Genomic DNA, 24,664 nt, shown 5'->3' with positions numbered 1-24,664 from the left:
ATGCATTACTAGTTTGCTTGATGTCCAATATGGCAACCGCAGCCCGGTCTTAAGAAGCTGTTGCTTTCTTCATGCCAAGGAAACGCTTGGTTATAGCCCGGTTGTTCCCAGTAGAACGGCAATCTCTTTTTAGGCGAATTCCCAACTTCATCCATGGTTGAGGTATCGTATAAACGACCGTTGACCATGGTGTATAGTATGGTGTTGGTGTTTTGAATGTCTTCTAACGGATTTTCATCCAAAATTAAAAGATCCGCCAATTTTCCAACCTTCAAGGAACCTATGTCATTCCCAGCACCGATATACTCTGCTCCGTTTATGGTTGCCGCCTGCAAGGCTTGTAACGGAGTCATTCCTCCTTGAGCAAGCATCCAGGTTTCCCAATGGGCGCCCATTCCTTGCAATTGTCCATGAGCTCCCATATTTACTTTTACCCCAGCATTCGCCAAGGCGGTCGTGGTCTGTGAATTCAAGATGTGCCCATTGGTATATTCTTCCATAGGAATCATAGTGCGGTGTCTGGAACGCGCGTCAATGACACTTCTGGGTGTGTATTTCAGCAATTTTTCATTCTCCCAAACATTGGTGGTTTGATACCAGTAGTATTCACCACTCATGCTGGAATAGTTTACAATATGCGTCGGGGTGTATCCTGTTCCAGAATTCTTCCAAAGTTCAATCACATCTTTGTAAACTGGTGCAATTGGAATGTTGTGTTCAACACCGGTATGTCCGTCCATCACCATAGTCAGGTTATGGAAGAAGGTGGATCCGCCTTCTGGCACTACATTGATGCCCAACTCACGCGCCGCCTGCATGACCTGTTGGCGCTGCTCACGTCTGGGTTGGTTGTAACTCTTCACAGAAGTTGCTCCAAAAGCTTTAGTTCTTTTTATGGCCGATCTGGCATCGTCTAAACTGTTTATCACCGCTTTAAAATCTCCATCAGCACCGTAAAGGATAAAACCGGTAGAGTAGATGCGTGGTCCAACAAGATTACCTGCTTTTACCATTTCAGATAAGGTAAAGACCGTCTCTGTATTTGCTGATGGGTCATGCGCTGTGGTTACACCAAAGGCCAAATTGGCTGTAAGTTGCCAGTTTTGCTGCGTAGTGAGTCCGTAGCGGAAGGCTCCTAGATGTGCATGCGCATCAACCATACCTGGCATAATGGTCTTGCCACTCATATCCATGACCTTAGCGCCACTTGGAACGCTTACATCATCAGCTGCTCCAACAGCAGCAATTCTATTGGCCTTGATGACTATGGTTCCATTTTCTATGACTTGATCGCCTTCCATCGTAATAATTCGAGCATTGGTAAAGGCAATAACACCGCTGGGTTTGTCCACGGCCGGTTGTAAGCCAATTTTTATGCCCGATTCACTCATGTCAGTGGCCTCTTCTTTTCCACCAGGAATAAAGCCAAACTTGTCAGTCAGATCGTTTTTAAAATATTCATCACCTAAAGTCCACATCATAGCTTTACTATCTGAAGACCAGTGTATATTGATCCCAGCATCCTTGCTGACTTGAACCACCGGAACATTAGTGCTGTTTGGCGTGAGGTCTTGGGTTTTTCCATTGAGCACCAAAGGCGCAATATAAGCGCGATGCAAGTTGCTAAACCCGATCCACTGATCGTCTGGACTCGGTACCAAGCGGTTTGCATATTTGGAGCTCACGTGAGTTTGTTTGTCCTGCCCATTGAGATCAACACTGTGCAAACTTTTGGTGTTATTTCCAAAGTAGGTGCCTCCAGTTTGGTAATAAATACGGCTGTCCGTACTGTTATAGCTCGGATATTCACCTTCTGTGGTAAGTTTCTTCATTCCGCTCCCATCGGCATTCATACTGTAAAGACCACTGTCTTTAGTATAAGTGAATCCTTGGTCGGTATTGCCACCTTCTCGTCTAAATGTGATCTGCGTTCCCGCTCTGTTGTAGGCCGGAGTTCTGTAAATCGCTTTTTCCGAAGTGAGTCGCGTTGCCGACCCACCTGAGGTTGGGATGGAAAAAACGGCACCTTTTTCTAAGTCGTTCCAAGTAACGAAAACGATCCTGTTTCCGTTTGGGGAGAAGCTTGGCTCAAACTCGAAATCGGTGCCTTGAGTTAATCTCTTAGGGGTGCCGTTAGGTAAGGACTTGGTCCATAAATATCCCAAGGCGTGAAAAACAAGCGTTTTCCCATCAGGTGAGGTAACAGCTTGTCGAATAGCTTTACTGGTGAAGTCTTTATCAGAAATGGGCGTGTTGAAATGAACCGTTTCTGCCAACTCAAGTTTTACATCCGCCTCAAAAGGAATCACAGAAAGGCTAAGGTCTGCAATATTGAGCTTGTGGATCTTTCCCTTTGCCCAAAAGACCAAATGCTTGTTGTCTGGCAACCAGTCAAAGTTTGGATAAACGCCAAAGATAGCCCAAGCCTCTTGCTGATCTTTGTTCAGCGCATCAAATACTGGGTATTCTACGCCAGTCTCTAAGTTGTGAATGTATAAAACTGATTTAGTGCGGACCCGTTTTACAAAAGCCATCATGGTTCCGTCTGGAGAAAGCTGCGGACGTGCTGCACCACCAGGTCCTCCAGTAAGCTGAGTGGTTTTACCCGTGGCAAATTCATAGCGATTAATGACATAAATCTGCTTATTCGGGTCTTTGTTGTATTGGAAAAAGCCTCCAGGATAAACGTCCTCGCTGTAGTAGAGGTACTTTCCATCAGGGCTAATCACAGGCTCATTCACGTCTTGCTGATCGTTCTTGCGTTTGGTCAATTGGATTCCGCTCCCGCCGGTGATGTGATACTGCCACATTTCTCCAGCTCCTAAGGAACGCCCAGAAGTAAAGTGTTTACGAGCTACAAACGAATAGCCGTCTGGCATCCATGCAGCGTTGTTGAGCAGTCTAAAGTTTTCTTTGGTGATCTGTTTAGCGTTGGATCCATCAGCATCCATGACCCAAATATTATCACCGCCACCCGCATCACTAGTAAAGAGAATCTTGGTTCCGTCTGGGCTAAATCGCGGCTGAATTTCAAAAGGAATTCCACTGCGCAACACTTTGGCCTTCCCGCCATTGGTTGAGAGGCTGTAAATATCGCCAAGCATGTCAAAGACAATGGTCTTACCATCTGGACTTACATCCAGATTCATCCAAGTACCCTCAGTAGTGGTAAAGCGGTGCGTTTTATAATTGAAATCGTCTCCAGGAGCGGTTACGTCCCATGAAGCATCCTCTTTTTGTGCAAAGGTGAATGATACGCACAAGAGGCAAATTAGCGTGAATGATCGCGTCATGTTAGTGAAATTTATTAAAGATACTCTTTTAGCGCGATTTAATATTGGATGCGCACAATTCAATGATCTCTGCAATGCGTTTTTGCCGAGTTTCTTCACGTTTGGCACTATGTAGCCAGCTGAGATAACTCTTTCTGTAACCACGGCTAAAGTTGTTGTAGTTCTCAAAGGCCATAGGATGGCGATCAAAAGCCTTTTGCAGATCAGGGGGAATGATGCCGTTTTCCACATCGTCCATGGCGGTCCAAGTACCAGTCTCTTTGGCGAGGTCAATCATTTTATAACCCGCTTCATGAATAAGACCAGCAGCTTCTAATTCTGTGATGTACTTTTTATTTAAGGCGGACCAATTGCTTTTTGGATTGCGCGGGCAGAAGTATTGCCGTCGTTTACCGCCTCCTAAACTCTTTACGGTAGAATCTATCCAACCGTAACACAAGGCCACGCGTACGGCTTCTTCCCAGCGCATGGTGGGTATATTGTTCTCCAGTTTATAAAAGATGAGGTAGATGCCCTTGGGATACTGTCCGTGATTGACCTCCAGCCAATCCCGCCATTCCACATCGCGTGGAAAATACAGTTCCGGACGCTCTTCCATCAGTCTTCAAGCATCACGGGTTCTACATAAAAATCGCGCTTAACTCCAACGAAGTTAATTGTGTCCTCCCATTTTTCAGTTTGCCAGTCTTTGTTGGGAAAGATCCATTTTTCTTGATCGTTCAGCATCATGATCACGGGCATGTCAAAATCGTCTACTATGTTGGTGTAGCGATACTTCAATTGATCTCCATCTATCGCGAGTTCCAGATTTGGAATCATGGTGGTGCGCAAATATTGATTGAAGAAGGCCGATAAGTCTTTGCCAGTGGCTTTGCTGATATAATCTTCTACCTGTTTGCTACTCACAGTTTGATGTCTAAAGTCTTCATTCAAGCCTCTGAGAATCTTGCGCCAGAGTTCATCATCTTCTATAAGCATACGCAAAGTGTGAAGCATATTGGCACCTTTGTAGTACATATCGCTACTGCCCGAGTTACGAACACCATAATCTCCAATCACAGGTAAGTCATTCATGATGATCTTTCGTGTTCCGACCACATAATCGGTTGCAGCCTGAAGTCCGTGATGATAATCCAAATAGAGGTTTTCGCTGTATGCGGTGAAGCCTTCATGCACCCACATATCCGCCACATCATTGTTGGTAATATTATTGGCAAACCATTCGTGACCAGCTTCGTGAATAATGATAAAATCGAACTCCATTCCCCAACCACTGCCAGAGAGATCATATCCGCGATAACCATTCTTATAGCCATTGCCATAGGTAACCGAACTTTGATGTTCCATCCCCAAGTAAGGAGCTTCCACCAGCTTGAATCCGTCTTCATAAAAGGGGTAGGGGCCAAACCAATGTTCAAAGGCCTCTAACATTCCTATAGTTTGTTCAAATTGTTTGCGGGCCTTGGCTTCATTCTCTCTGAGAACATAATAGTCTACATCCAGTTTTCCGGCTTCTCCGGCGTAATCTTCTCCAAAATGCACATAATCTCCAATATTGATATTGATCCCGTAGTTATTGATGGGATTCACTACTTGCCAAGTCCAGGTCTTGGTCGTCGCTGTGCTGTCCACTTTGATCAACCGGCCGTTAGAGACGTCCATAAGGTCTTTGGGTGTAGTTACGCTAATAATGGTGCCTTGATCGGGCTCATCATAAGGATGGTCTTTATTGGGCCACCAAATACTGGCGCCAATTCCTTGATTGGCATTGGCCACAAACGGCTTCCCGTTGCTGTCTTGGGTAAAGACAAAACCGCCATCCCAAGGTGGATTTTTTGCGATACGCGGGTTTCCACTAAAGTAAACGGTGAGCTTTTCCTCTTTGCCCGGCTTCATTTTCTTTTTAAGCTGAATGAAATGGGCAATGCCTTCTGAGGTCCATTCGAGCTCTTTTCCATTTTGAACAACCTTATCAATTCGCATGGGTTCTTGCAGATCAAGTTGCAATCGATCTGCGTTTTCCAACACTTTATAGGTGATAGTATTGAAGCCCGAAAGGCTTTGGTTGTCAATGTCTACGGTGACATCCAGCTGGTAATGCTGTAAGTCCCACCAAGCGCGCTCGGCAGTGATTTGTCCTCTTAAAGAATCTTGACGGGTATAATTTTGACCAAAAGAAATGCTGCAGATCAGCAGTAAAAAAAGAAAACGATAATTCATCTAACGAATAATTTTATTGGGAAATACAACTTCACTTTCGTGCCCATCGGCTCCAACGGCTGCAACTCCGAAGAAATAGTTGTCAATAACAATGCCATCTAAGGTTGCGCTGGTGCCTTCTGTAACAATTCGGGCATTGTCCCAAGTCGGTGATGTAGTGTCTCGCCAGTAGATCTTATAGGCTACAGCGCCTTCAACGGCAGACCATTCTAAACGGGCACTGGCCTCTACAATTCCGCCAATACCAACTTCTTTAGGTGCGGGTGGCGCCCAAGCCAAGCTTGCTAAGTTTATGGCGTTTACAGCGGTGAGCTTTTTGGCGTAGGGAAAATTCACATGTTCAAAAGTATCTCCGTAGGCTATGCCGTCTTCCACTCGGATGTCTTGGTGCTGTTGGGTGTAATTCTCATGGGCTTCCATGATACGGATACCCGCAAATCCAGCATCGTTAAAGGGACGGTGATGTCCACCACGACCAAAGCGATCCAAGCGATAAACCATCATCGGATTCATCTCCGGCATATAGGTTTTGGTGGTTTTATACACATAACGAGCTAATTGACGGGAGATCCCATCAACTTCTCCACCGTAAAAACGCATGGCACGTAATCTGCGTGCATCTGGCTCCGGTGGATAGGGCTCGCTAAAGATTCTGAAGGTTCTGTTGTCAATCACGCCGTCAACTCCAGTGATGTTTCCAATCATATCGTTGTTAAAGACTCCAATGATCTCCCAGCCTTTCTCTTTGGCATAAGCCGCTAGGCCTTTTCCTCCGTAGAGGCCTTGTTCTTCACCGCTAAGACCCACATAAATAATGCTGTTTTCAAAGCTGTATTTGGAAAGCACACGCGCTGCTTCTAAGGCACCAGCCATTCCTGTGGCATTGTCATTGGCTCCAGGGGAGTCCGAAGTAAAATCATTGGGATTACTTACACGAGAATCTATATCCCCGCTCATGATGATGAACCGATTGGGGTATTTGGTTCCGCGTTGAATGGCCACTACATTGACCACATTGACATCTTTTACAATGCGTTGATTATCTCCTTTGGGCACAAAATCGCTTTGATAAAACACCTCCAAACAACCGTTGCAAGAAGCAGAGGTTTTTTCAAATTCACTTTTGATCCAACGTCTAGCTGCACCAATTCCACGAGTCTCAGAAAGGGTGTCGCTCAAGGTGTGTCGCGTTCCAAAATCCGCGAGGGTTCTGACGTCTTGCCGTATTCTGTCTTCAGATACTGCATCGATGATATCATACATTCTAGGGTCTTGCTGGGCATAACAAATACTGCTTAGAAGCAGCAAAAGCAGGGTAGAATTCCGCATTGTGGTCTTTTTGCCTAAAATTAGCCAAAAAGATTCAGAAAAGATGTTAATACGGTTCGGCTCTGTACATAATTCCGCTGGTCAATCGGGTGGGGTTTGGTGTCGTATTTCTAAAGTTCACGGGAAGACCAAGGTAAGGGAAGGTCCATCCGCCGCCAGTGACAATAAAATGTAAATGTGGATAACCTGCTAGACCAGTGGATCCGCTAAAACCAATGGAATCGCCTTGAACCACCAGATCATTCAGTTCTACAATGGCTCCATTTTGAGTAAGATGCATGTATTGGGCAAAGGTGTTATCACTGTGTTGGACCACCACCAAATTGTTGGGGAAATTGCCGTCTTGGCCACTTTCTTCTATATGGATAACCCGCCCGGCTCTGGCTGCGGTAACCAAGGTTCCAATACTCATATCAAAATCTACAGCAAATTGATCCGGTTCTCCGTCAGCATGAAAACTGCTGCTGCAATGCGTCAATCCAATATTATAAGATTTGCCGACGGGATAGGGAAGGACATAGGGTGATGTGGACCATTCTGGGTAATTGGCTTGGCCACAAGAGGTGAGCTCAAAATCAACTTCGGGTATTCTTACCTCTCGAACAGGATCTCTTTTACTGCAGCTAAGCAGCAGGAGGCCTAAACATGTTATTGTTAGTCTTTGAATCATTGTTAGTTAGTTTCTGATAAAACGAATCTCTAACAATTAATAGCGCTGCTGGTAAACGGTTATAATTATTTACTATTTCGGGATCCCAACCAAGGCGATTCGTGTTCCTGAAGGACTCACAGCAAGGCGACTGATGTCTGTGATCACATTAGCGTCTAGATCCGCAAATTTTTCCCAGTCCTTTTTGTCAAAGGTGTCATATACAAATAAACTGCTGTTACTCCCCACGATCAATTGAGAATCATTCAGCCAGGCATAATCATTAACTCCAATGGGTAGTTGGGTCACAAAAAAGCTTTCCAAACTGTCCATGTCCAACAGATATACATCTTGCTGTCCTTGTTCATTTGTGGCCGTATAACTCACTGAGTTTTGTCCCGGGACTTTATGGAAGCTGCGGCCTACATCTTTAAGCAAGGTATAGGTCTTAGCTTCATCTAATTTGTGTACAAAAAGGTTTAAGGTTTCGTCTTCAATATAACAGCCCACGATCTGATTGGCATCGTAGAAGGTAAAATATGCCACCATAAGATCTGGGATCAACACTGTGGATTTTCCGCTGCGCTCATAACGATACAAGCGCTGCAAACCTGTAGTGTCTAAGCGAACTGCAGCAATACCGCTCTCATCTGGCATAAGCTGAGGCGAATATTCTCCACCAGCTAATGAGCCGCCGGCAAGCATTTTGCGCCCCATACGCGAGTGCATCTGAAAGATATCCGTTTGTCCGTTGTTGTTTCCGGCATAGAGCAACAAATTGTCCGTGCCAAAACTCGGCTGGTTGTCATAACCCGGATCGTTGGATAGATTTTGTAGACCATTGATGGTGGTACCTTCTTCATCCATGTCAATACTGGCAATAAAAACATCCGGATTGGTTTGTCCAAAAGCAAGACTTCCACAAAGCGTGAGTAGGTATAGTATGCGATTCATGAGTGTTGTTTGCATAAAGATAGCAAAAACGAAGCCAAAAAAAAGCCGCCCCAACAGGGCGGCTCTATCACAATAATTAAAACCCTAATTTAAAAACTGTAATCGTTATCCTTGGCAACGCGGGCAGCGATCTGCTTGCGCAAAGCCACCACGTTAGGATTGTTTTGATATTTAGTGAAACGCTTAAGACCCATTAGCATCATGCGTTGTTCATCGCCCTCAGCAAAAGAGATGATCCCTTCTTTGGCCTTATCGTTTACAATGTTCACAGCATCGTATAAGTACAATTGCGTCATCGCGATCTGCTCCGTTTGAGAATCCAAACCAAAACGCTCAATGTTCTTCTCGGTGCGCAATACAGCAGATTCTGTCATATAGATCTCAATTAGGATATCCGCAGCGGACATCAAAAGCTGTTGGTGCTCTTCCAATTGCGGTCCAAATTTTTGAACGGCGCTACCGGCTACCATAAGGAATACCTTTTTCAACTTGGCGATCATGGCTTTTTCTTCGCTCATTGGCGCGCTGTAGTCAGGAGTTTCAAAAGATGGAATTCCAGTCAACTCATTAGCCACAGCCATTGCTGGGTTTAATAGGTCAACATGTCCTTTCATGGCCTTTTTGACCAACATCCCAACCGCCAACATACGGTTGATCTCGTTGGTACCCTCATAGATTCTAGAGATGCGGGCGTCTCTCCAAGCAGATTCCATTGGTGTATCGGCGCTAAAGCCCATTCCTCCAAAAACTTGGATCCCTTCATCCGTACAGTTCTGAATGTCTTCAGACACAGCAACTTTCAAAATGGAACACTCAATGGCAAATTCTTCCACACCTTTAAGCTCAGCTTCTTGGTGGGTGTTCCCATCTTCCAGGCGGATGTTGATTCGGTTCTCAATATCCTTAGCCGCGCGGTAACTCGCAGACTCTCCAACATAACAACTAGTAGCCATGTTTGCGATCTTAGCCTGAATGGCTCCGAAGTTCATAATAGGAGTCTTGAACTGTACACGCTCATTGGCGTATTTCACTGCTTCTCCAATTACACGGCGTTGCGCATCCAAACAAGCAGCCGCCAATTTGATTCGCCCTACGTTCAAAGCGTTCATGGCGATCTTAAAGCCGTTTCCGCGTTCCGATAGCATATTCTCAACAGGAACCTTAGTTTCATTAAAGAATACCTGACGGGTAGAAGAGGAGTGAATTCCGAGCTTGTGCTCTTCTTCTCCTAAAGTGATTCCGTTTGGATTCTCCGGATCGTATTCAACGATGAAACCGGTGATGTTCTTGTCGTCTTCAATTCGAGCAAATACAATAAAGGTGGAAGCAAAACCGGCGTTAGAGATCCACATTTTTTGACCCGAGATCAAGTAGTGTGATCCGTCTTCTGAAAGAACGGCTTTGGTTTTTCCAGAGTTTGCGTCAGATCCAGCTCCTGGCTCGGTCAAACAGTAAGCTCCGAAAACCTCACCCATAGCCAATTGCGGCACATATTTTTGTTTTTGTTCTTCAGAACCATAAAGGGTAATTGGCATGGTTCCAATCCCAGTATGCGCTCCAAAGGCAGTTGCCACAGATCCTGTAGCTCCAGAGATGTAATCACACACCAACATGGTAGAGACGAATCCCATTCCTAATCCACCGTACTCTTCTGGTACAGCTACTCCTAAGAACCCTAGCTCTCCCGCTTTGCGCATTACAGACTCTGTCAAGGCATAGTCTTTCTTTTCAAATTGTTCTTTCTTAGGCCATACTTCACGATCAACGAATTCCTTTACAGATTCTTTCATCATTTGTTGCTCCTCAGAAAAATCCTCTGGAGTAAATACGTCCTGGCAAGAGGTCTCTTTTACGATAAACTGACCTCCTCGAATAATATCTTGCTTGTCTACTGTTTCCATGCCTTCTTAGTTTAAAAATTCGTAAATACCTGCAGCACCTTGACCGGTTCCCACACACATGGTTACCATTCCGTACTTGCCTTTCATATCGCGTTTGCGCATCTCATCAAAGAGTTGCACACTCAGTTTAGCTCCTGTACATCCCAGTGGATGTCCGAGAGAAATAGCTCCACCGTTCACATTGATGATCTCCTGATTCAATCCCAGCTCGCGAATCACGGCTAAAGATTGAGAAGCAAAGGCTTCATTGAGTTCAATTAAGTCAATGTCTTCTTGCTTTAAGCCCGCTTGCTTTAAAGCCTTTGGAATTGCCTTTACCGGACCAATTCCCATAATTCTCGGCTCTACACCCGCAGCGGCAAAATTTACCATGCGCGCAATGGGTTCCAAGTTCAATTCCTTTACCATTTCTTCGCTCATCACCATCACAAAAGCGGCTCCATCACTCATTTGAGAAGAGTTACCAGCAGTCACACTTCCGCCGTCAGCAAATACCGGGCGCAGCTTTCCTAAAACCGCCAAAGAAGTATCTGCTCTTGGGCCTTCGTCTTTGTTTACAGTATAGCTCTTGGTTTCTTTTTTACCTGCAGCGTTCACAAAAGTGTGATTCACTTCTATAGGAACAATCTGATCGTCAAAACGCCCTTCAGCCTGTGCTTTCAAAGCTTTTTGATGGGAGTTGTAAGCAAACTCATCCTGATCCTCTCGGGATACTTTAAACTGATCGGCCACAGCTTCTGCAGTCAATCCCATTCCCCAGTAGTAATCTTCGTTTCCGTTCTTGGCTAGGCCGTAATCTGGAGTAGGTTTGTATCCACCCATTGGAATGTAGCTCATGCTTTCCGCCCCACCGGCAATGATACAATCGGCCATACCGCTTTGGATCTTAGCTGTTGCCATGGCAATTGTTTCAATTCCAGATGCACAGTAGCGGTTTACAGTTACCCCAGGAACATCCTCTACTTTTAATCCCATCAAAGAGATCAAACGCGCCATGTTCAAGCCTTGTTCTGCCTCTGGCATTGCATTTCCAACAATAACGTCGTCTATACGGGTTTTGTCCAGTTCCGGCAGCTCCTTCATCATGTACTCAATCGTTTCTGCTGCCAGTTCGTCCGGACGCTTAAATCGGAACAGTCCGCGAGGCGCTTTCCCCACGGCGGTTCTATATGCTTTTACTATATATGCTGTTTTCATCTTCTAGTTTCTTAATGGTTTACCCTTTTTCAACATATGCTCAATACGCTCCAGCGTCTTGCGCTCTGTACAAAGAGATAGGAAGGCTTCACGTTCCAGATTGAGCAAGTATTGTTCGCTAACACGTTGCGGCTCTGAAAGATCTCCACCAGCCATTACATAGGCCAATTTGTTGGCGATCTTCTTATCGTGCTCACTGATGTAGCGTCCAGCTTCCATAGAATCTGTACCTACCAAGAACATACCTAAGGCTTGCTTTCCAAGTACTTTTACATCTGTACGTTGGATCGGCTTGGTGTAGCCGCGATCTGCCATAATACGGGCATAAGCTTTAGCGGTTGCCAATTGGCGGTCTTTGTTAACCACTACGATATCTTTTCCTTTTTGAAGGATTCCGGTATCGTAGGCTTCATATGCAGAGGTAGCTACTTTTGCCATACCAATGGTCAAGAAATACTCCTGCAATACGTTGAGTTCCACATCATTTTTGTGGAAGGTGTCTGCTGCACGAAGCGCCATTTCCTTACTACCACCACCTCCAGGGATCACACCCACACCAAACTCAACGAGTCCGATATAGGTTTCCGCAGCGGCTACAACCATATCAGCGTGTAGCGACAATTCACAACCTCCACCAAGTGTCATTCCGTGAGGAGCAACTACTGTTGGGATGGAAGAATAACGCATGCGCATTACCGTGTCTTGGAAGTATTTAATAGCAGCGTTGAGCTCGTCATATTCCTGCTCTACAGCCATCATAAAGATCATCCCAATATTGGCGCCTACAGAGAAGTTTGCCGCCTGGTTTCCAACCACCAATCCATCAAAATCCTTCTCTGCAATGTCTACGGCCTTGTTTAATCCGGCTAGAACATCACCACCAATGGTATTCATCTTGCTTTGGAATTCTACGTTGAGGATTCCATCGCCTAGATCTTCAACAACAACGCCGCTGTTTTTAAAGACCTCTTTGGATTTTCTGATGTTGTCCAAGATGATAAAGGCATCCTGTCCTGGAATTTTTTGCTGAGACTTTTGGTCACGATCATAGCTATAAGTAGCTCCATCAACTACAGAGTAGAAGCTGTAGCTTCCGCTGTCTCGCATTTCTTGAACCCAAGCAGCTGCTTCTAATCCTTCTGCTGCAATGAATTCTAAACCTTTGTCTACACCAATGGCATCCCAGATCTGGAAAGGCCCGTGTTCCCATCCGAATCCTGCCTTCATGGCGTCATCAATTTTATAAAGCTGATCCGTGATCTCTGGTACGCGGTGAGAAACATAGGCAAAAAGTGCCGCCAAGGTCTTGCGGTAGAACTCACCAGCCTTGTCCTTTCCACCGACCAAAACTGGCCAACGATCAATGACTTTATCAATGCTTTTTGTCAATTCTAGAGTGCCAAAAGAGGCGCGTTTTTTAGCGCGGTACTCCAAGGTGTTTAGATCCAAGGAAAGGATCTCGCTAGAACCGTCTTCTTTCTTTACTTTTTTGTAGAACCCTTGTCCGGACTTGCTTCCTAACCACTGATTTTCCATCATAGTGTTGATGAAATCGGGCAAAACAAAAAGTGGTTTGCGTTCATCATCCGGGCAGTTGTCTGCAATTCCGTTGGCTACGTGCACAAGTGTATCAAGCCCCACAACATCTACCGTTCTAAAAGTGGCAGATTTTGGACGACCAATTACCGGTCCGCTCAATTTGTCAACTTCTTCAATGGTCAGGTCCATTTCCTTAACCATATGGAACAAGCTCATAATGCTAAAGATCCCAATGCGGTTCCCGATAAATGCCGGGGTGTCTTTGGCAACTACTGAGGTCTTGCCTAAATACTGTTCTCCGTATCCGTTCAAGAAGTCCAAAACCTCTGGATTGGTCTTAGGTCCAGGAATGATCTCAAAGAGTTTCAAGTAACGCGCAGGGTTAAAGAAGTGCGTTCCACAGAAGTGCGCTTGGAAATCCTCACTGCGCCCTTCACTCATGAATTTGATCGGGATACCTGAAGTATTTGAGGTAATAAGCGTTCCTGGTTTTCTATATTTCTCCAGATTCTCAAAGACTTGCTTTTTGATGTCCAGACGTTCTACAACCACCTCAATAATCCAATCTACCTCGCTGACTTTAGCGATATCGTCTTCTAAGTTTCCAGTTGTGATTCTGCTGGCGAAGCTTTTGTGATAAAGCGGAGCTGGCTTAGACTTGATAGCCTTAGTCAAGGCATCATTAACCATGCGGTTTCTAACTACCTTGTCTTCTAAGGTTAAGCCTTTGGCTTGTTCTTTTTCGTTGAGTTCGCGTGGAACTATGTCTAAAAGCAGAACTTCAACTCCAATATTGGCAAAATGACAAGCGATTCCGCTTCCCATGATCCCGGAGCCAATGACTGCTACTTTATTAATGGTACGTTTTGCCATTTAGGATACAATTTTTTTGTCGTTGTATATTTTCTTTGATTGAATGAGTTCTAGGATGTTGTTGGCCACACGCATAAAGGTTGCAAAGTCTTCCTTGTTTACAGTTTCTTTTACAGCTTCATCAAAAGTGATCACAACTTGTTTGGAGTAATCGCGCATTTCTCGTCCAAAATCCGTCAAATGAATTAAAACACCACGGCCGTCTAATGGGTTGGGTCTGCGTTCTATCAAACCTTTTTCTTCCATGGTTTTTAAGGTGCGAGAAAGGCTAGTAGCTTCCATGCCCATTTTGGGTCCTAGGGCCGTAGAGGGAGTTCCTTCTTCAGGATCTATGCTGATTAGCGCAAATCCCGTTGCCATAGTCGAACCCTTTTTACCGGCTTCTTCATTATACATTTTGGCAACAGCCATCCAGGTGGCTCGCAAAATATAGTCAATGGTCTTTTCCTTCATTTGGATAAAATTTCATCCCAAAGATAATGAAAAATACTATGCATGCATAATAAATATTTCTAAAAAGATATTCAGCAGCTTGCAGACCTAGGTTATAAGGAGTGGACGCGCTTTAGGTCTAGGAATTCTGTTTTGAAAGAATTTTCAGAACGATTCTCTTTGGCAATCGTTTTATTCTTGATGAGCTGCAACCAGCGTTCCTGAGAAGGGCTTAAGATATACGTGGGGTCTATGCCTTGCCCAATTAAGCTGTTGATCTTGGTGCGTTGTACTTCGCTCAACGGCAAGTAACGGTATAAGGAGCGTTGCAGGTAATAGTCTTCATCATTGAGCGCTGCGCGGAATTTTGCATTACCAATAATTGGGTTGATGCTGTTGCGTTGGGCAAAAGCATCAATGGCATCTTTGGAGATCTCATCCTTATTATAAGTAACCTTTACTACCTCACGTCCGCCTGAAAAACCAGCCTCCGTTTTCACCACTCCGGCTAAAGAGCCCAAAGCTTTTTCTCCAGACCAAAAGCAATACATGCTGTAAACCGCTTGTTTGGTATTGTCTGGGCGCAGTTGCAGTTCTTCAGCTAGAATCTCCATATATGCTGGTGGTGTTATTTGTTCTTTAAGCAATGCTTTTTGCATTCCTTGATACAACCCTAAGGCTGTATAATTTCCAGCAATGCGATTCACAAGATTCTCACCGTTTTCATTGACAATACGAACCACCGGATTGTTCCAACTGGGTTCGCGGTATTTTTTAAGTACAGCAGCATCTTTTCCCCCTTTGTTATTGAAGATGGCTAAGGGGATGAATTCATTTTCTATAGCTTCTGTGAGCAGCGGATGAGAAAGCACATTGTTGCCATAGTTTCTACAGGTGGCACAACCGGGAACTTCTTGAAATAATATCAAAACTGGCTTGTGCTCTGCTTTGGATGCAGCTAAGGCTTCATCGTAGTCGCGGTACCAGCTGATGGCGCCGAGTTCTACATTCTGATTAAAGGCTTCGGTACGGGTTTGGCTAAAACTATAGGGGAGACTGCCCAGACTCATCAGCAGTACTAAAAAAAACTTTCTCATAGATAAAAAAATAAAGGCGCAGAACGTTCCACACCTTTATTGAGTCTTAAACAAGGAGCAAGTCCTTACACTACAATTTAAATTTATGCTTTGTCGTAGATCTTATTATAAAGGTCCATATACTTTTCTTTGATCACTTTTCGGCGCATTTTCATAGTAGGAGTGAGGTGTCCTTCTTCTATACTCCAAACTTCTGGAGTCAGCTCAAACTTTTTGATCATCTCCCATTTCCCGAAGCGTTGATTGTATTTGTCCACTTCCTTTTGGATGCGTTTGATGAGCTTAGCTTCTTTGATCAAAGCGGATGGGTCAGCTGGTAGGCCTTTTTCTTTGCGCTCATTCCAATCGGCAATGAATTCAAAATTCGGTTGAATAAATGCCGCCGGCATTTTCTCTCCATCACCAATAACCATAATCTGCTCAATAAAGCGCGATTGCTTCATCACATTTTCAATAAGCTGAGGCGCAATGTATTTTCCTCCGGATGTTTTGAACATTTCCTTCTTGCGATCCGTGATCTTTAAGAATCCATCAGCATCTACTTCTCCAATATCACCGGTGTGGAAGTAGCCGTTTTTTAAAACTTCTGCAGATTTTTCAGGATCCTTATAATATCCCATCATTACCTGAGGTCCTTTAACGAGGATCTCGCCGTCTTCTGCGATCTTCACTTCGGTGTCTGGCAATACTTTACCAACGGTTCCAATTCGGAGTCCACCGTTACGCATATCGTTCACGGAAACCACAGGAGAAGTCTCAGTAAGACCATAGCCTTCAAAAACAGGGCAGCCAGCAGCGTTGAAGACACGTGCTAAACGCGGTTGCAACGCAGCAGAACCTGAGGCAATAGCTTGCAGATTTCCTCCAAGAGCTTCTTGCCACTTGCTGAAGATGAGTTTACGGGCAATTCCCAACTTAAACTCATACCATCCGCCGTTGGCGCGATAAGGCTTCCATTGAAGGCCCAATGATACAGCCCAGAAGAACAATTTCTTTTTCACTCCGGTAAGGTCAGTACCTTTAGCAATGATCTTGTCGTATACTTTTTCTAACAGACGCGGAACCGCTGACATCACTTGCGGCTGTACTTCTTTTAAGTTGTCACTGATGGTCTCCAGCGACTCAGCAAAATAAATCCCCGTACCCGTGTATTGATACATATACATCAGCATACGTTCGTAGATATGACAAACCGGTAGAAAACTCAAGGCTTTAGCAGATCCTTGAACTATCGGTAAGCGGGTTGAACTATTGATAGCATTGCTCACAATATTGCTATGACTCAACATCACTCCTTTAGGCTTTCCAGTTGTTCCTGAGGTATATATTAAGGTGGCAAGGTCAGATTCCTTTACCGCGTCCATGCGTTTTTGAACTTCCGCCTGATTGGAATCATCGGCTCCGAGTTCTAAAACTTTAGACCAATTATCACAACCGTCAATACTGTCAAAAGAGTATACTCCTTTTAGAGTAGGAACTTGATCTTTGATTTTATTGATCTTCTCCAAAACCTCCTGGCAGGAAACAAAACAATACTTAGATTCACTGTGATTGAGTACGTAAGCGTAATCTTCTTCTGAGATGGTTGGGTATATCGGCACATCCTGAGCACCGAGTTGTAAGATTCCAATATCGCAAATATTCCATTCGGTGCGATTGGTCATGGAGATCAAAGCGACTTTATCACCACTGTCTACTCCCAAACGCAGCAAACCACGACTAATGGCATTGGCTTGATCTACGTATTCTTGGGTTGATGTTTTTGTCCAGTTGCCGGCTTTTTTGGTCACTAGCGCATCCTCGCGCGGCAGGTTTTCCAGTTGGTAATAGGGGAAGTCAAAGAGTCTCTTAATTTCTGTCATAGTTCGTTTCTGCTAGATTTCTTGCAAATTACAAAAAAATACAGCCATTTTTTGCCATACCCTTAAATGCACCTTTATAAGGCGTGGGTAAATTGACGATCCACTAAAAACTAGGTGTTTAGCCCTCCATGTTTTGCTCTAGCCACTCGCGTGCATTTACGAAGGCTTGTAGCCAAGGAGTCACTTTGTCGTCTCTATCTGCTGGGTAATGTCCCCAGTTCCAAGGGAAGGTAGAGCGTTCCAAGTGAGGCATCATCACTAAGTGACGTCCGCTATTATCACACATCATGGCCGTGTTGTAGTCAGAACCGTTTGGATTTGCCGGAAGTCCTTCATAACCGTATTTGGCAACGATGTTGTAAGCGGACTCTGCTTTAGGCAAAGCAAATTTACCTTCACCGTGAGCAGCCCAGATTCCCAAAGTACTTCCTGCAAGTCCTGCAAGCATTACCGAAGGATTTTCCTGAATGGTCACAGAAGTAAAGCTACATTCAAACTTACCCGTTTCATTGTGAAGCATCTTAGGTTTCTCATCGTGGTCTGGATTGATCACGCCGAGTTCCACAAATAGCTGGCATCCGTTGCACACTCCTAAAGATAGGGTGTCCTTTCTGGTGAAGAAATTATCCAACGCAGCTTTGGCCTTTTCGTTGTAAAGGAAGGCGCCAGCCCATCCTTTGGCAGAGCCTAATACGTCACTGTTGGAAAAGCCTCCTACAGCGCCAATGAATTGAATATCTTCTAAGGTTTCGCGTCCGCTGATCAGGTCGGTCATATGAACGTCCTTTACGTCAAAACCTGCCAAATACATGGCGTTTGCCATTTCACGCTCACTGTTAGAGCCTTTTTCACGAATGATGGCTGCTTTGATTCTAGGCTTCGCCGGATCGATCTCAGGAAGTGCTCCGGTAAAATCCGCAGGGAATTCAAAACTCAGCGGTTGCTTTTTATAATTGTCAAAACGTTCCTTGGCGTTGTCAGCTCCACTTTGTTCACGGTCCAAAAGGTAAGAGGTCTCATACCAAGCATCGCGTAATTCGTCTATGTCAAAACTCAAGGAATCTCCTTTAAAGTTCACATTTAATTGTGCAGTTTGAAGAACTGACCCAAGTTTCACAAATGAAATACCAGCCTTGTTCAAAGCGCTCTCAAAAGAGTCGTTGTTCGCAGCTTGAATTACAACTCCGCAGTTTTCAGCAAAGAGTGCCGTAGCAAAATCAGCAGCGTTTAAATCGCTTAAGTCCACATCGGCTCCCAAATCGCGATCGGCAAAACACATTTCGGCCAAAGTAGTGATCAATCCACCAGAACCAATATCATGGCCCGCAGCGATCTGATTTCCTCTAATCAACTCTTGAAGGGTGTTGAAGGCTGTTTTTACATAAGCCGCGTCTGCCACATCCGCAGGTGTCTTTCCTAAGGCAGAACGTGTCTGAGCAAAGGAGGAACCGCCCAAGGCAGCTGCAGTTTTTGAAAAGTCGATGTAGTACACACTGCCAGCTTTTTTCTGCAAGACAGGTTCAACAACCTTAGTAATATCATCACAGTGACCCGCGGCAGAAATGATCACCGTTCCTGGTGACAAAACTTCGCGGTCTTTGTATTTCTGTTTCATGGAAAGGGAATCCTTTCCGGTAGGTACGTTGATTCCCAGTTCAATTGCAAAGTCGGAAACCGCTTTTACGGCTTCATACAAGCGTGCATCTTCTCCAGGGTTGTTACAAGGCCACATCCAGTTTGCTGAAAGTGAAACTCCACTTAGACCGTCTTGGATTGGTGCCCAAAGAATATTGGTCAATGATTCTGTTATGGAGTTGCGACTTCCTGCAGCTGGGTTTAATAAACCGCTTACCGGGGAATGACCAATCGCCGTGGCGACTCCTTCTTTACCTTTGTAATCTAGCGCCATCACACCACAATTATTCAAAGGCAATTGCAAAGGTCCTGCGCATTGTTGCTTGGCTACACGTCCGCTCACACAGCGGTCTACTTTGTTGGTTAGCCAATCTTTACAGGCAACCGCTTCTAAGCGCATTAGCTCAAAAACATACTGTTTTAAAGCAGCTGGGTCATAGGAGATCGCGTTGAAATCTTGATCGATTCGCTGATCTTCCATAATGGTCTTTGGCGAGCTTCCAAACATATCGCTCAACATAAAGTCCATTGGCTTTTGGCCTGACTTGCTGCCTTCAAATTTAAATCGATGGTCGTCGGTAACTTTCCCCACCTTATACATGGGAGAACGCTCACGATCTGCTACCTGTTTCAGTATATCGGCATCTTCACTACCAATGACCAAGCCCATACGTTCTTGAGACTCATTACCGATCAATTCTTTAGCCGATAGGGTAGGGTCTCCTACTGGTAGTGCGTCAAGATCTATATGTCCTCCAGTTTCTTCAACCAATTCAGAGAGACAGTTCAGGTGGCCACCAGCTCCGTGATCGTGAATGGAAACGATTGGATTGTCTTTGCTTTCGATCATACCGCGGATGGCATTTGCAGCACGCTTTTGCATTTCTGGATTGGAGCGTTGAATTGCGTTGAGTTCAATACCGCTACTGAAGGCTCCGGTATCTGCGGATGAAACTGCTGCACCTCCCATACCTATGCGGTAATTCTCACCTCCTAGAATAACGATCTCGTCATCTTTGGACGGCGTGGCTTTAATAGCCTGTGATTTTTTTCCATAACCGATTCCACCGGCCAACATGATCACCTTGTCGAAGCCGAGAATGCGAGCATCTTCTTCATGCTCAAAAGTCAGGACAGACCCCGCAATAAGAGGTTGTCCAAATTTATTCCCAAAATCTGAAGCTCCGTTTGAAGCCTTGATCAAAATGTCTAAAGGCGTTTGATACAACCAATCTCTGGCATCAATCTCTTGTTCCCAGGGGCGTGTCTCGTTCAGGCGAGAGTAGGCCGTCATATACACTGCGGTTCCAGCTAACGGCAAAGAACCTTGCCCTCCGGCCAAACGATCGCGAATCTCTCCACCAGAACCTGTGGCAGCTCCGTTGAACGGTTCTACAGTAGTTGGGAAGTTGTGGGTCTCTGCTTTGAGCGAGATCACAGATTCAAAGTCCTCTTGTTGGTAGTAGGAAGGAACCTCAGGACGCTCTGGCGCAAATTGGGTAACTTTTGGTCCATCAATAAAGGCCACGTTATCCTTGTAAGCAGAAACGATCTTGTTCGGGTGTGTTTCTGAAGTCTTTTTGATCAGTTTGAATAAACTGCTGTCTTGCTCTTTGCCGTCAATCACAAAAGTACCGTTGAAGATCTTGTGGCGGCAGTGTTCACTGTTTACTTGCGAGAACCCAAAGACCTCACTGTCGGTAAGCGGTCTGCCCAAACGATCAGCCAGTTCTTCTAAGTATTGGATCTCGTCATCACTCAAGGCCAAACCTTCGCTGGCATTAAAAGCAGCAATGTCTGTGATCTCTTTGATGGATTCCGGTTGGATGTCAATGGTGAACAAATCCTGATTCAAGCTGTTGAATTTTTGACTTAACATGGGGTCAAAATCTTCAAAATTGTCTGCTACAGATTCATACTGTTCAATTCGAATGATGCCTGAAAGCCCCATATTCTGGGTAATCTCTACAGCATTGGTGCTCCACGGACTTACCATGGCAGCTCTTGGACCAATAAAATTACCGCTAACGGCAGCACCCTCGATTCGAGATCGGTTGCCAAAAAGCCAGGTTAATTTTTGCAGGTCAGATTCTTGAAAGTCAGAAGTAGCTTGAACGGCGAAAACGGTGGTAGCATCGCCAAAAAAATGAATCATAATACGGCCGGATTAACGTACAATTGCAATGCAAAGGTACGTCAATTCCCGAAAATTTTTCGCCTCTAAACCCAGAAGATTTAGTGAATAATTAACCGTTTTACTAACTGTTTTTCAGCGTCGGTCAATCGAACCAAATAGACACCAGAATTAAGGCTTGAAACGTCTAAAGTACTTCCTTGAAAATCGTCTTGAGAAAGCACCAATTGCCCACTCATAGAATATACTTGAATTGCAGATACAGGCAGCGTGCTGCTGATGTTCAAGGTTCCGCTATAATTCGGGTTCGGGTAGAGCGTCAATGGATTGGTACTTAAATCTGCAGTGCTGAGCAGTCCCCAACGGTCTTCTGCCGTATCACCACCCCAGATAATGGTTGCTAGTACAGGATTGTCAATGAATGGGTTTCTGTTCCCGTAAGCAGATTCAAGGAAATCATTGCGTTGATCCTCATAAAAGCTCACCGGGTCTTCCACGTTCCATTCTAAAAAGAGTTGTAGCATTTGTGTACTTCCTTCTGTTGGGCCAGTGCCCATTAAGGCTGGAAGACAACGGCTGCCGTAGCGCGTATACATATACATCATCATACGGGCCACATCGCCTTTCCATTCATCTCCAGGATACCAGTTTCCTCCACTGATCACCCCGGCGTTTCCGCTACTGTCTCCGAAACGGCGGTTTCCTTTGTTGTTGTTCATTTGCTGATCAGAGGCACGGAGGTTGTGCGGATCGGCGCCTATTCCTGTAGTACTGCTGCTCACATCTCCCATGGTTGGATCTGCGTTAGAGCGGGCAAAAACATGCTCGCGATTGTACTCGCATTCCATTCCGCCAAAAAGACTTTTGTTACGCGTGCGATCCGTGGTACAGTTACCATCGGAATCATTATAGCCATAAACCAAAAGCACTTCACTGCTGTTGGACGGGTTCTCGTCCGTTGATAGCAAGGCGTTACGCGCATCGGTATAATTAAAAGTGCTGCTCGCATCGCTGATCTTGGTCTGTAACTCGTTGTAAAGCGCGTTACCAGTCAAAGTCAGGTCAACATCATCGTAATAAGGCTGTTGGGCCAGAGAAAGACTCGTAACAAATAATAAGGCAAGGCTAAAAATGGATCTCATTTTAGTTCGATTTGGTAAGTAGGCACATATAAAATCCGTCGTATCCGGTCTTACTAGGCCAAAGTGTTTTGTCAGTTTCTTTTTTAAATCCTTCACCAGCTTCTGAGGCTAGGAATTTTTCAATTTGCAGTTGGTTCTCTGCAGGCAGGATGGAGCAGGTAGCATAGACCATTTTTCCTCCAGGTTTTACCATGCGTGAATAACGACTTAAGATATCAGCCTGAAGCGCTTGAACCTCTTCCATAAACTCTGGAGAGAGTTTCCATTTGCTATCCGGATTGCGTTTGAGCACCCCTAGACCACTACAGGGAGCATCAATCAACACGCGATCTGCCTTTCCGTAAAGTTTTTTGATCACTTTAGGCGAATCGATAAAACGGGTTTCAATATTGTGAGCTCCCGCTCTGCGAGCGCGACGTTTGAGTTCCGCCAATTTAAAATCGTAAATATCTGTAGCTATGATTTGCCCTTTATTTTCCATCAGTGCTGCTAAATGCAGGGTTTTACCACCCGCACCCGCACAGGCATCGACCACGCGCATTCCGGGTTGAACATCTAACAGTGGAGCCACTTGTTGAGAGGAAACATCTTGAACCTCAAACCAGCCTTCTTTAAAGATCGGTAAAGAGAAAACGTTGGTACGCTCTTCTAAAACCAAGGCGTCAGGGGCTATTTTTTTGGATTGGGTGCGGATCTCCGCATCTTCTAAAGCGTCTTTTAGTTGCGTTTTATTGGTTCTGAGGGTATTGGTGCGGAGTACCACATCGGCTTGCTGATTGAGTGCCTTGATCTCCTCTTCCCATTGTCCTCCTAACTGTTCCAATCCCATGGCATCTAACCAATCTGGAATGGACTCACGATAAACACGCTCGTTTTTAAGTTCGTCAAACTTCCCGCGGATTCTACGAACAGGAGTACCTTCTAGCTGTGGCCAGTTTGGGAGACTGTGTCCTTTGTGGACGGCCCAAACAGCAAATAGTCTAAAGAGATCTTCCCGAGAATACGGAGCTTTTACATCTGCAGCTTTGGCGTACAAGCGTTGCCAACGCACTATGTCGTAAGTAGTTTCTGCGATAAAGCCACGATCTCTTGAACCCCAACGTTTGTCACGCTTTAAGGTTTGCTTGAGGACTTTATCGGCTTGTTTTTGCTCATTGAAGATCAGCTTTAAGCTATCTAAAGTGGCGAAAACCAGATTTCTATGGAATCGTACTTCTGTTTTCATTGTCGCTGCAAAAGTAGCCTTATTTATGAACAAGCCTACTACAGCTTCGCTTAAATTATCATTATTAATCGTGCCAATGCTTTACTCTATATTTGCACTAAAATTCTTTTGATCCATGATTAGAACCTTGCTCAGCCTGTTGATCTTTTGTTTAGCGTTTATTTCCTGCACAGATTCTAGTGCGCCAGAATTTACCCGCATTGAGGCGAGTGCCGTTTTTAGAGACAGCATAAGTATTCGCGCCATAGCTGCGGTGAACGATTCCACGGTTTGGTTTGCGGCAAATAATGGAAAGATCGGGGTGGTAGAAGGGCAGGTTCCTAAACTGGCAACGGTGAGTTATCAAGATTCGCTTTTGGCTTTTAGATCAATTGCCAAAACCAGCGATGCGGTTTTTGTACTTTCTATTGCAAATCCAGCAGTCTTGTATAAAATCGGGTTAGAAGGAACCAATCCTACCTTTATAGAAGATGTTTACACAGAAACGCATCCAAAGGTATTCTACGATGCCATGGCTTTTTGGGACGATCAAAACGGGATTGCCATGGGAGACCCAACAGACGGTTGTCTGTCTGTAATATTAACTACAGACGGCGGAAACTCTTGGAGTAAAGTTCCTTGTGATAAACTGCCCGAAACCGCTGAAGGAGAAGCAGCTTTCGCTGCAAGCAATACCAATATTGCGGTTTATGGAGACACTGCTTGGTTGGTCTCTGGAGGCAAACGCGCCCGAGTTTTTAAAACTACGGATAGAGGAAATTCTTGGGAGGTCTATGAAACTCCAATTGTGGAAGGTCAGGCCATGACGGGGATTTATTCGGTTTCTTTTTTAGATGCGAACAACGGAATTGTTTTCGGAGGGAATTGGGAGGCCAAAACAGAGAATGGAGGTAATAAGGCCGTGACCACAGACGGTGGGAAGACTTGGAAATTGATCAGTGATCAAGCGGGACCGGGCTACCGCTCTTGCGTGCGTTATGTTCCCAACACCAAAGGACAGGGGATAGTGGCCGTTGGTATTCCAGGGGTATCTTATTCTAATGATGGCGGCGATTCTTGGATCGATCTCACTGAAGAATCCTACTACAACATTCAGTTTGTCAATGATACCACAGCTTTTGCTAGTGGTTATGGAAAGATCGATAAGCTCGTCTTCAAATAAAAAAGCGAACCCTTGAGGTC

The 24,664-nt window shown here is 45.0% G+C and carries 16 protein-coding genes; 1 reads left to right on the top strand and 15 read right to left on the bottom strand.

What is annotated here, in order from left to right; genetic code table 11:
- Positions 1–8 precede the first annotated feature (8 nt).
- The 15 genes from ACSLP7_RS11630 to ACSLP7_RS11560 all read right to left on the bottom strand — a co-directional run bounded on the left by ACSLP7_RS11630 (position 9) and on the right by ACSLP7_RS11560 (position 23,482).
- Positions 9–3,293 (bottom strand): amidohydrolase family protein, encoded by a 3,285-nt coding sequence (locus ACSLP7_RS11630; RefSeq protein WP_435579463.1) that lies wholly within the window; start codon positions 3,291–3,293, stop codon positions 9–11.
- A 28-nt stretch (positions 3,294–3,321) separates the two neighbouring features.
- The gene (locus tag ACSLP7_RS11625) at positions 3,322–3,891 is read right to left on the bottom strand and encodes a YdeI/OmpD-associated family protein (protein ID WP_435579462.1); all 570 of its coding nucleotides are present in this window, start codon (positions 3,889–3,891) and stop codon (positions 3,322–3,324) included.
- Positions 3,891–5,513: a M1 family metallopeptidase gene (locus ACSLP7_RS11620; RefSeq protein ID WP_435579461.1), complete on the bottom strand. Its 1,623-nt coding sequence runs from the start codon at positions 5,511–5,513 to the stop codon at positions 3,891–3,893. Before ACSLP7_RS11620 ends, ACSLP7_RS11625 begins: the two co-directional genes overlap by 1 nt.
- A complete protein-coding gene (locus ACSLP7_RS11615; protein ID WP_435579460.1) occupies positions 5,514–6,842 on the bottom strand; it encodes a M28 family peptidase in 1,329 nt (442 codons plus the stop codon).
- Positions 6,843–6,888: 46 nt separating this feature from the next.
- Positions 6,889–7,512 (bottom strand): M23 family metallopeptidase, encoded by a 624-nt coding sequence (locus ACSLP7_RS11610; RefSeq protein WP_435579459.1) that lies wholly within the window; start codon positions 7,510–7,512, stop codon positions 6,889–6,891.
- A 72-nt stretch (positions 7,513–7,584) separates the two neighbouring features.
- Positions 7,585–8,445, bottom strand: a complete 861-nt coding sequence (locus tag ACSLP7_RS11605; protein ID WP_435579458.1) for a hypothetical protein — start codon at positions 8,443–8,445, stop codon at positions 7,585–7,587.
- Between the two features lie 89 nt (positions 8,446–8,534).
- The gene (locus ACSLP7_RS11600; RefSeq protein WP_435579457.1) at positions 8,535–10,346 is read right to left on the bottom strand and encodes an acyl-CoA dehydrogenase family protein; all 1,812 of its coding nucleotides are present in this window, start codon (positions 10,344–10,346) and stop codon (positions 8,535–8,537) included.
- A 6-nt stretch (positions 10,347–10,352) separates the two neighbouring features.
- Positions 10,353–11,543, bottom strand: a complete 1,191-nt coding sequence (locus tag ACSLP7_RS11595; protein ID WP_435579456.1) for an acetyl-CoA C-acyltransferase — start codon at positions 11,541–11,543, stop codon at positions 10,353–10,355.
- 3 nt (positions 11,544–11,546) lie between these two features.
- Positions 11,547–13,955: a 3-hydroxyacyl-CoA dehydrogenase/enoyl-CoA hydratase family protein gene (locus ACSLP7_RS11590; RefSeq protein ID WP_435579455.1), complete on the bottom strand. Its 2,409-nt coding sequence runs from the start codon at positions 13,953–13,955 to the stop codon at positions 11,547–11,549.
- Positions 13,956–14,408: a MarR family winged helix-turn-helix transcriptional regulator gene (locus tag ACSLP7_RS11585; protein ID WP_272833277.1), complete on the bottom strand. Its 453-nt coding sequence runs from the start codon at positions 14,406–14,408 to the stop codon at positions 13,956–13,958.
- A 92-nt stretch (positions 14,409–14,500) separates the two neighbouring features.
- Positions 14,501–15,484, bottom strand: a complete 984-nt coding sequence (locus ACSLP7_RS11580; RefSeq protein WP_435579454.1) for a VPGUxxT family thioredoxin-like (seleno)protein, type 2 — start codon at positions 15,482–15,484, stop codon at positions 14,501–14,503.
- An 83-nt stretch (positions 15,485–15,567) separates the two neighbouring features.
- Entirely contained in the window at positions 15,568–17,346 is a 1,779-nt protein-coding gene (locus ACSLP7_RS11575; RefSeq protein WP_435579453.1) for an AMP-dependent synthetase/ligase, read from the bottom strand.
- A gap of 118 nt (positions 17,347–17,464) precedes the next feature.
- The gene (gene purL / locus ACSLP7_RS11570; protein ID WP_435579452.1) at positions 17,465–21,136 is read right to left on the bottom strand and encodes a phosphoribosylformylglycinamidine synthase; all 3,672 of its coding nucleotides are present in this window, start codon (positions 21,134–21,136) and stop codon (positions 17,465–17,467) included.
- Between the two features lie 80 nt (positions 21,137–21,216).
- A complete protein-coding gene (locus ACSLP7_RS11565; RefSeq protein ID WP_435579451.1) occupies positions 21,217–22,257 on the bottom strand; it encodes an endonuclease in 1,041 nt (346 codons plus the stop codon).
- Between the two features lies 1 nt (position 22,258).
- Entirely contained in the window at positions 22,259–23,482 is a 1,224-nt protein-coding gene (locus ACSLP7_RS11560) for an RsmB/NOP family class I SAM-dependent RNA methyltransferase (RefSeq protein WP_435579450.1), read from the bottom strand.
- Positions 23,483–23,597: 115 nt separating this feature from the next.
- Between ACSLP7_RS11560 and ACSLP7_RS11555 the strand changes: the two genes are divergently transcribed.
- On the top strand, positions 23,598–24,644 hold the full coding sequence (locus tag ACSLP7_RS11555; RefSeq protein WP_435579449.1) for a WD40/YVTN/BNR-like repeat-containing protein: 1,047 nt from the start codon (positions 23,598–23,600) through the stop codon (positions 24,642–24,644).
- The last annotated feature ends 20 nt before the right edge of the window (positions 24,645–24,664 follow it).

The organism is Gilvibacter sp. (assembly GCF_965601605.1).
In the GTDB taxonomy this organism is placed as follows: Bacteria; Bacteroidota; Bacteroidia; order Flavobacteriales; family Flavobacteriaceae; genus Gilvibacter.
This window is presented reverse-complemented; position numbering and strand designations above follow the sequence as displayed.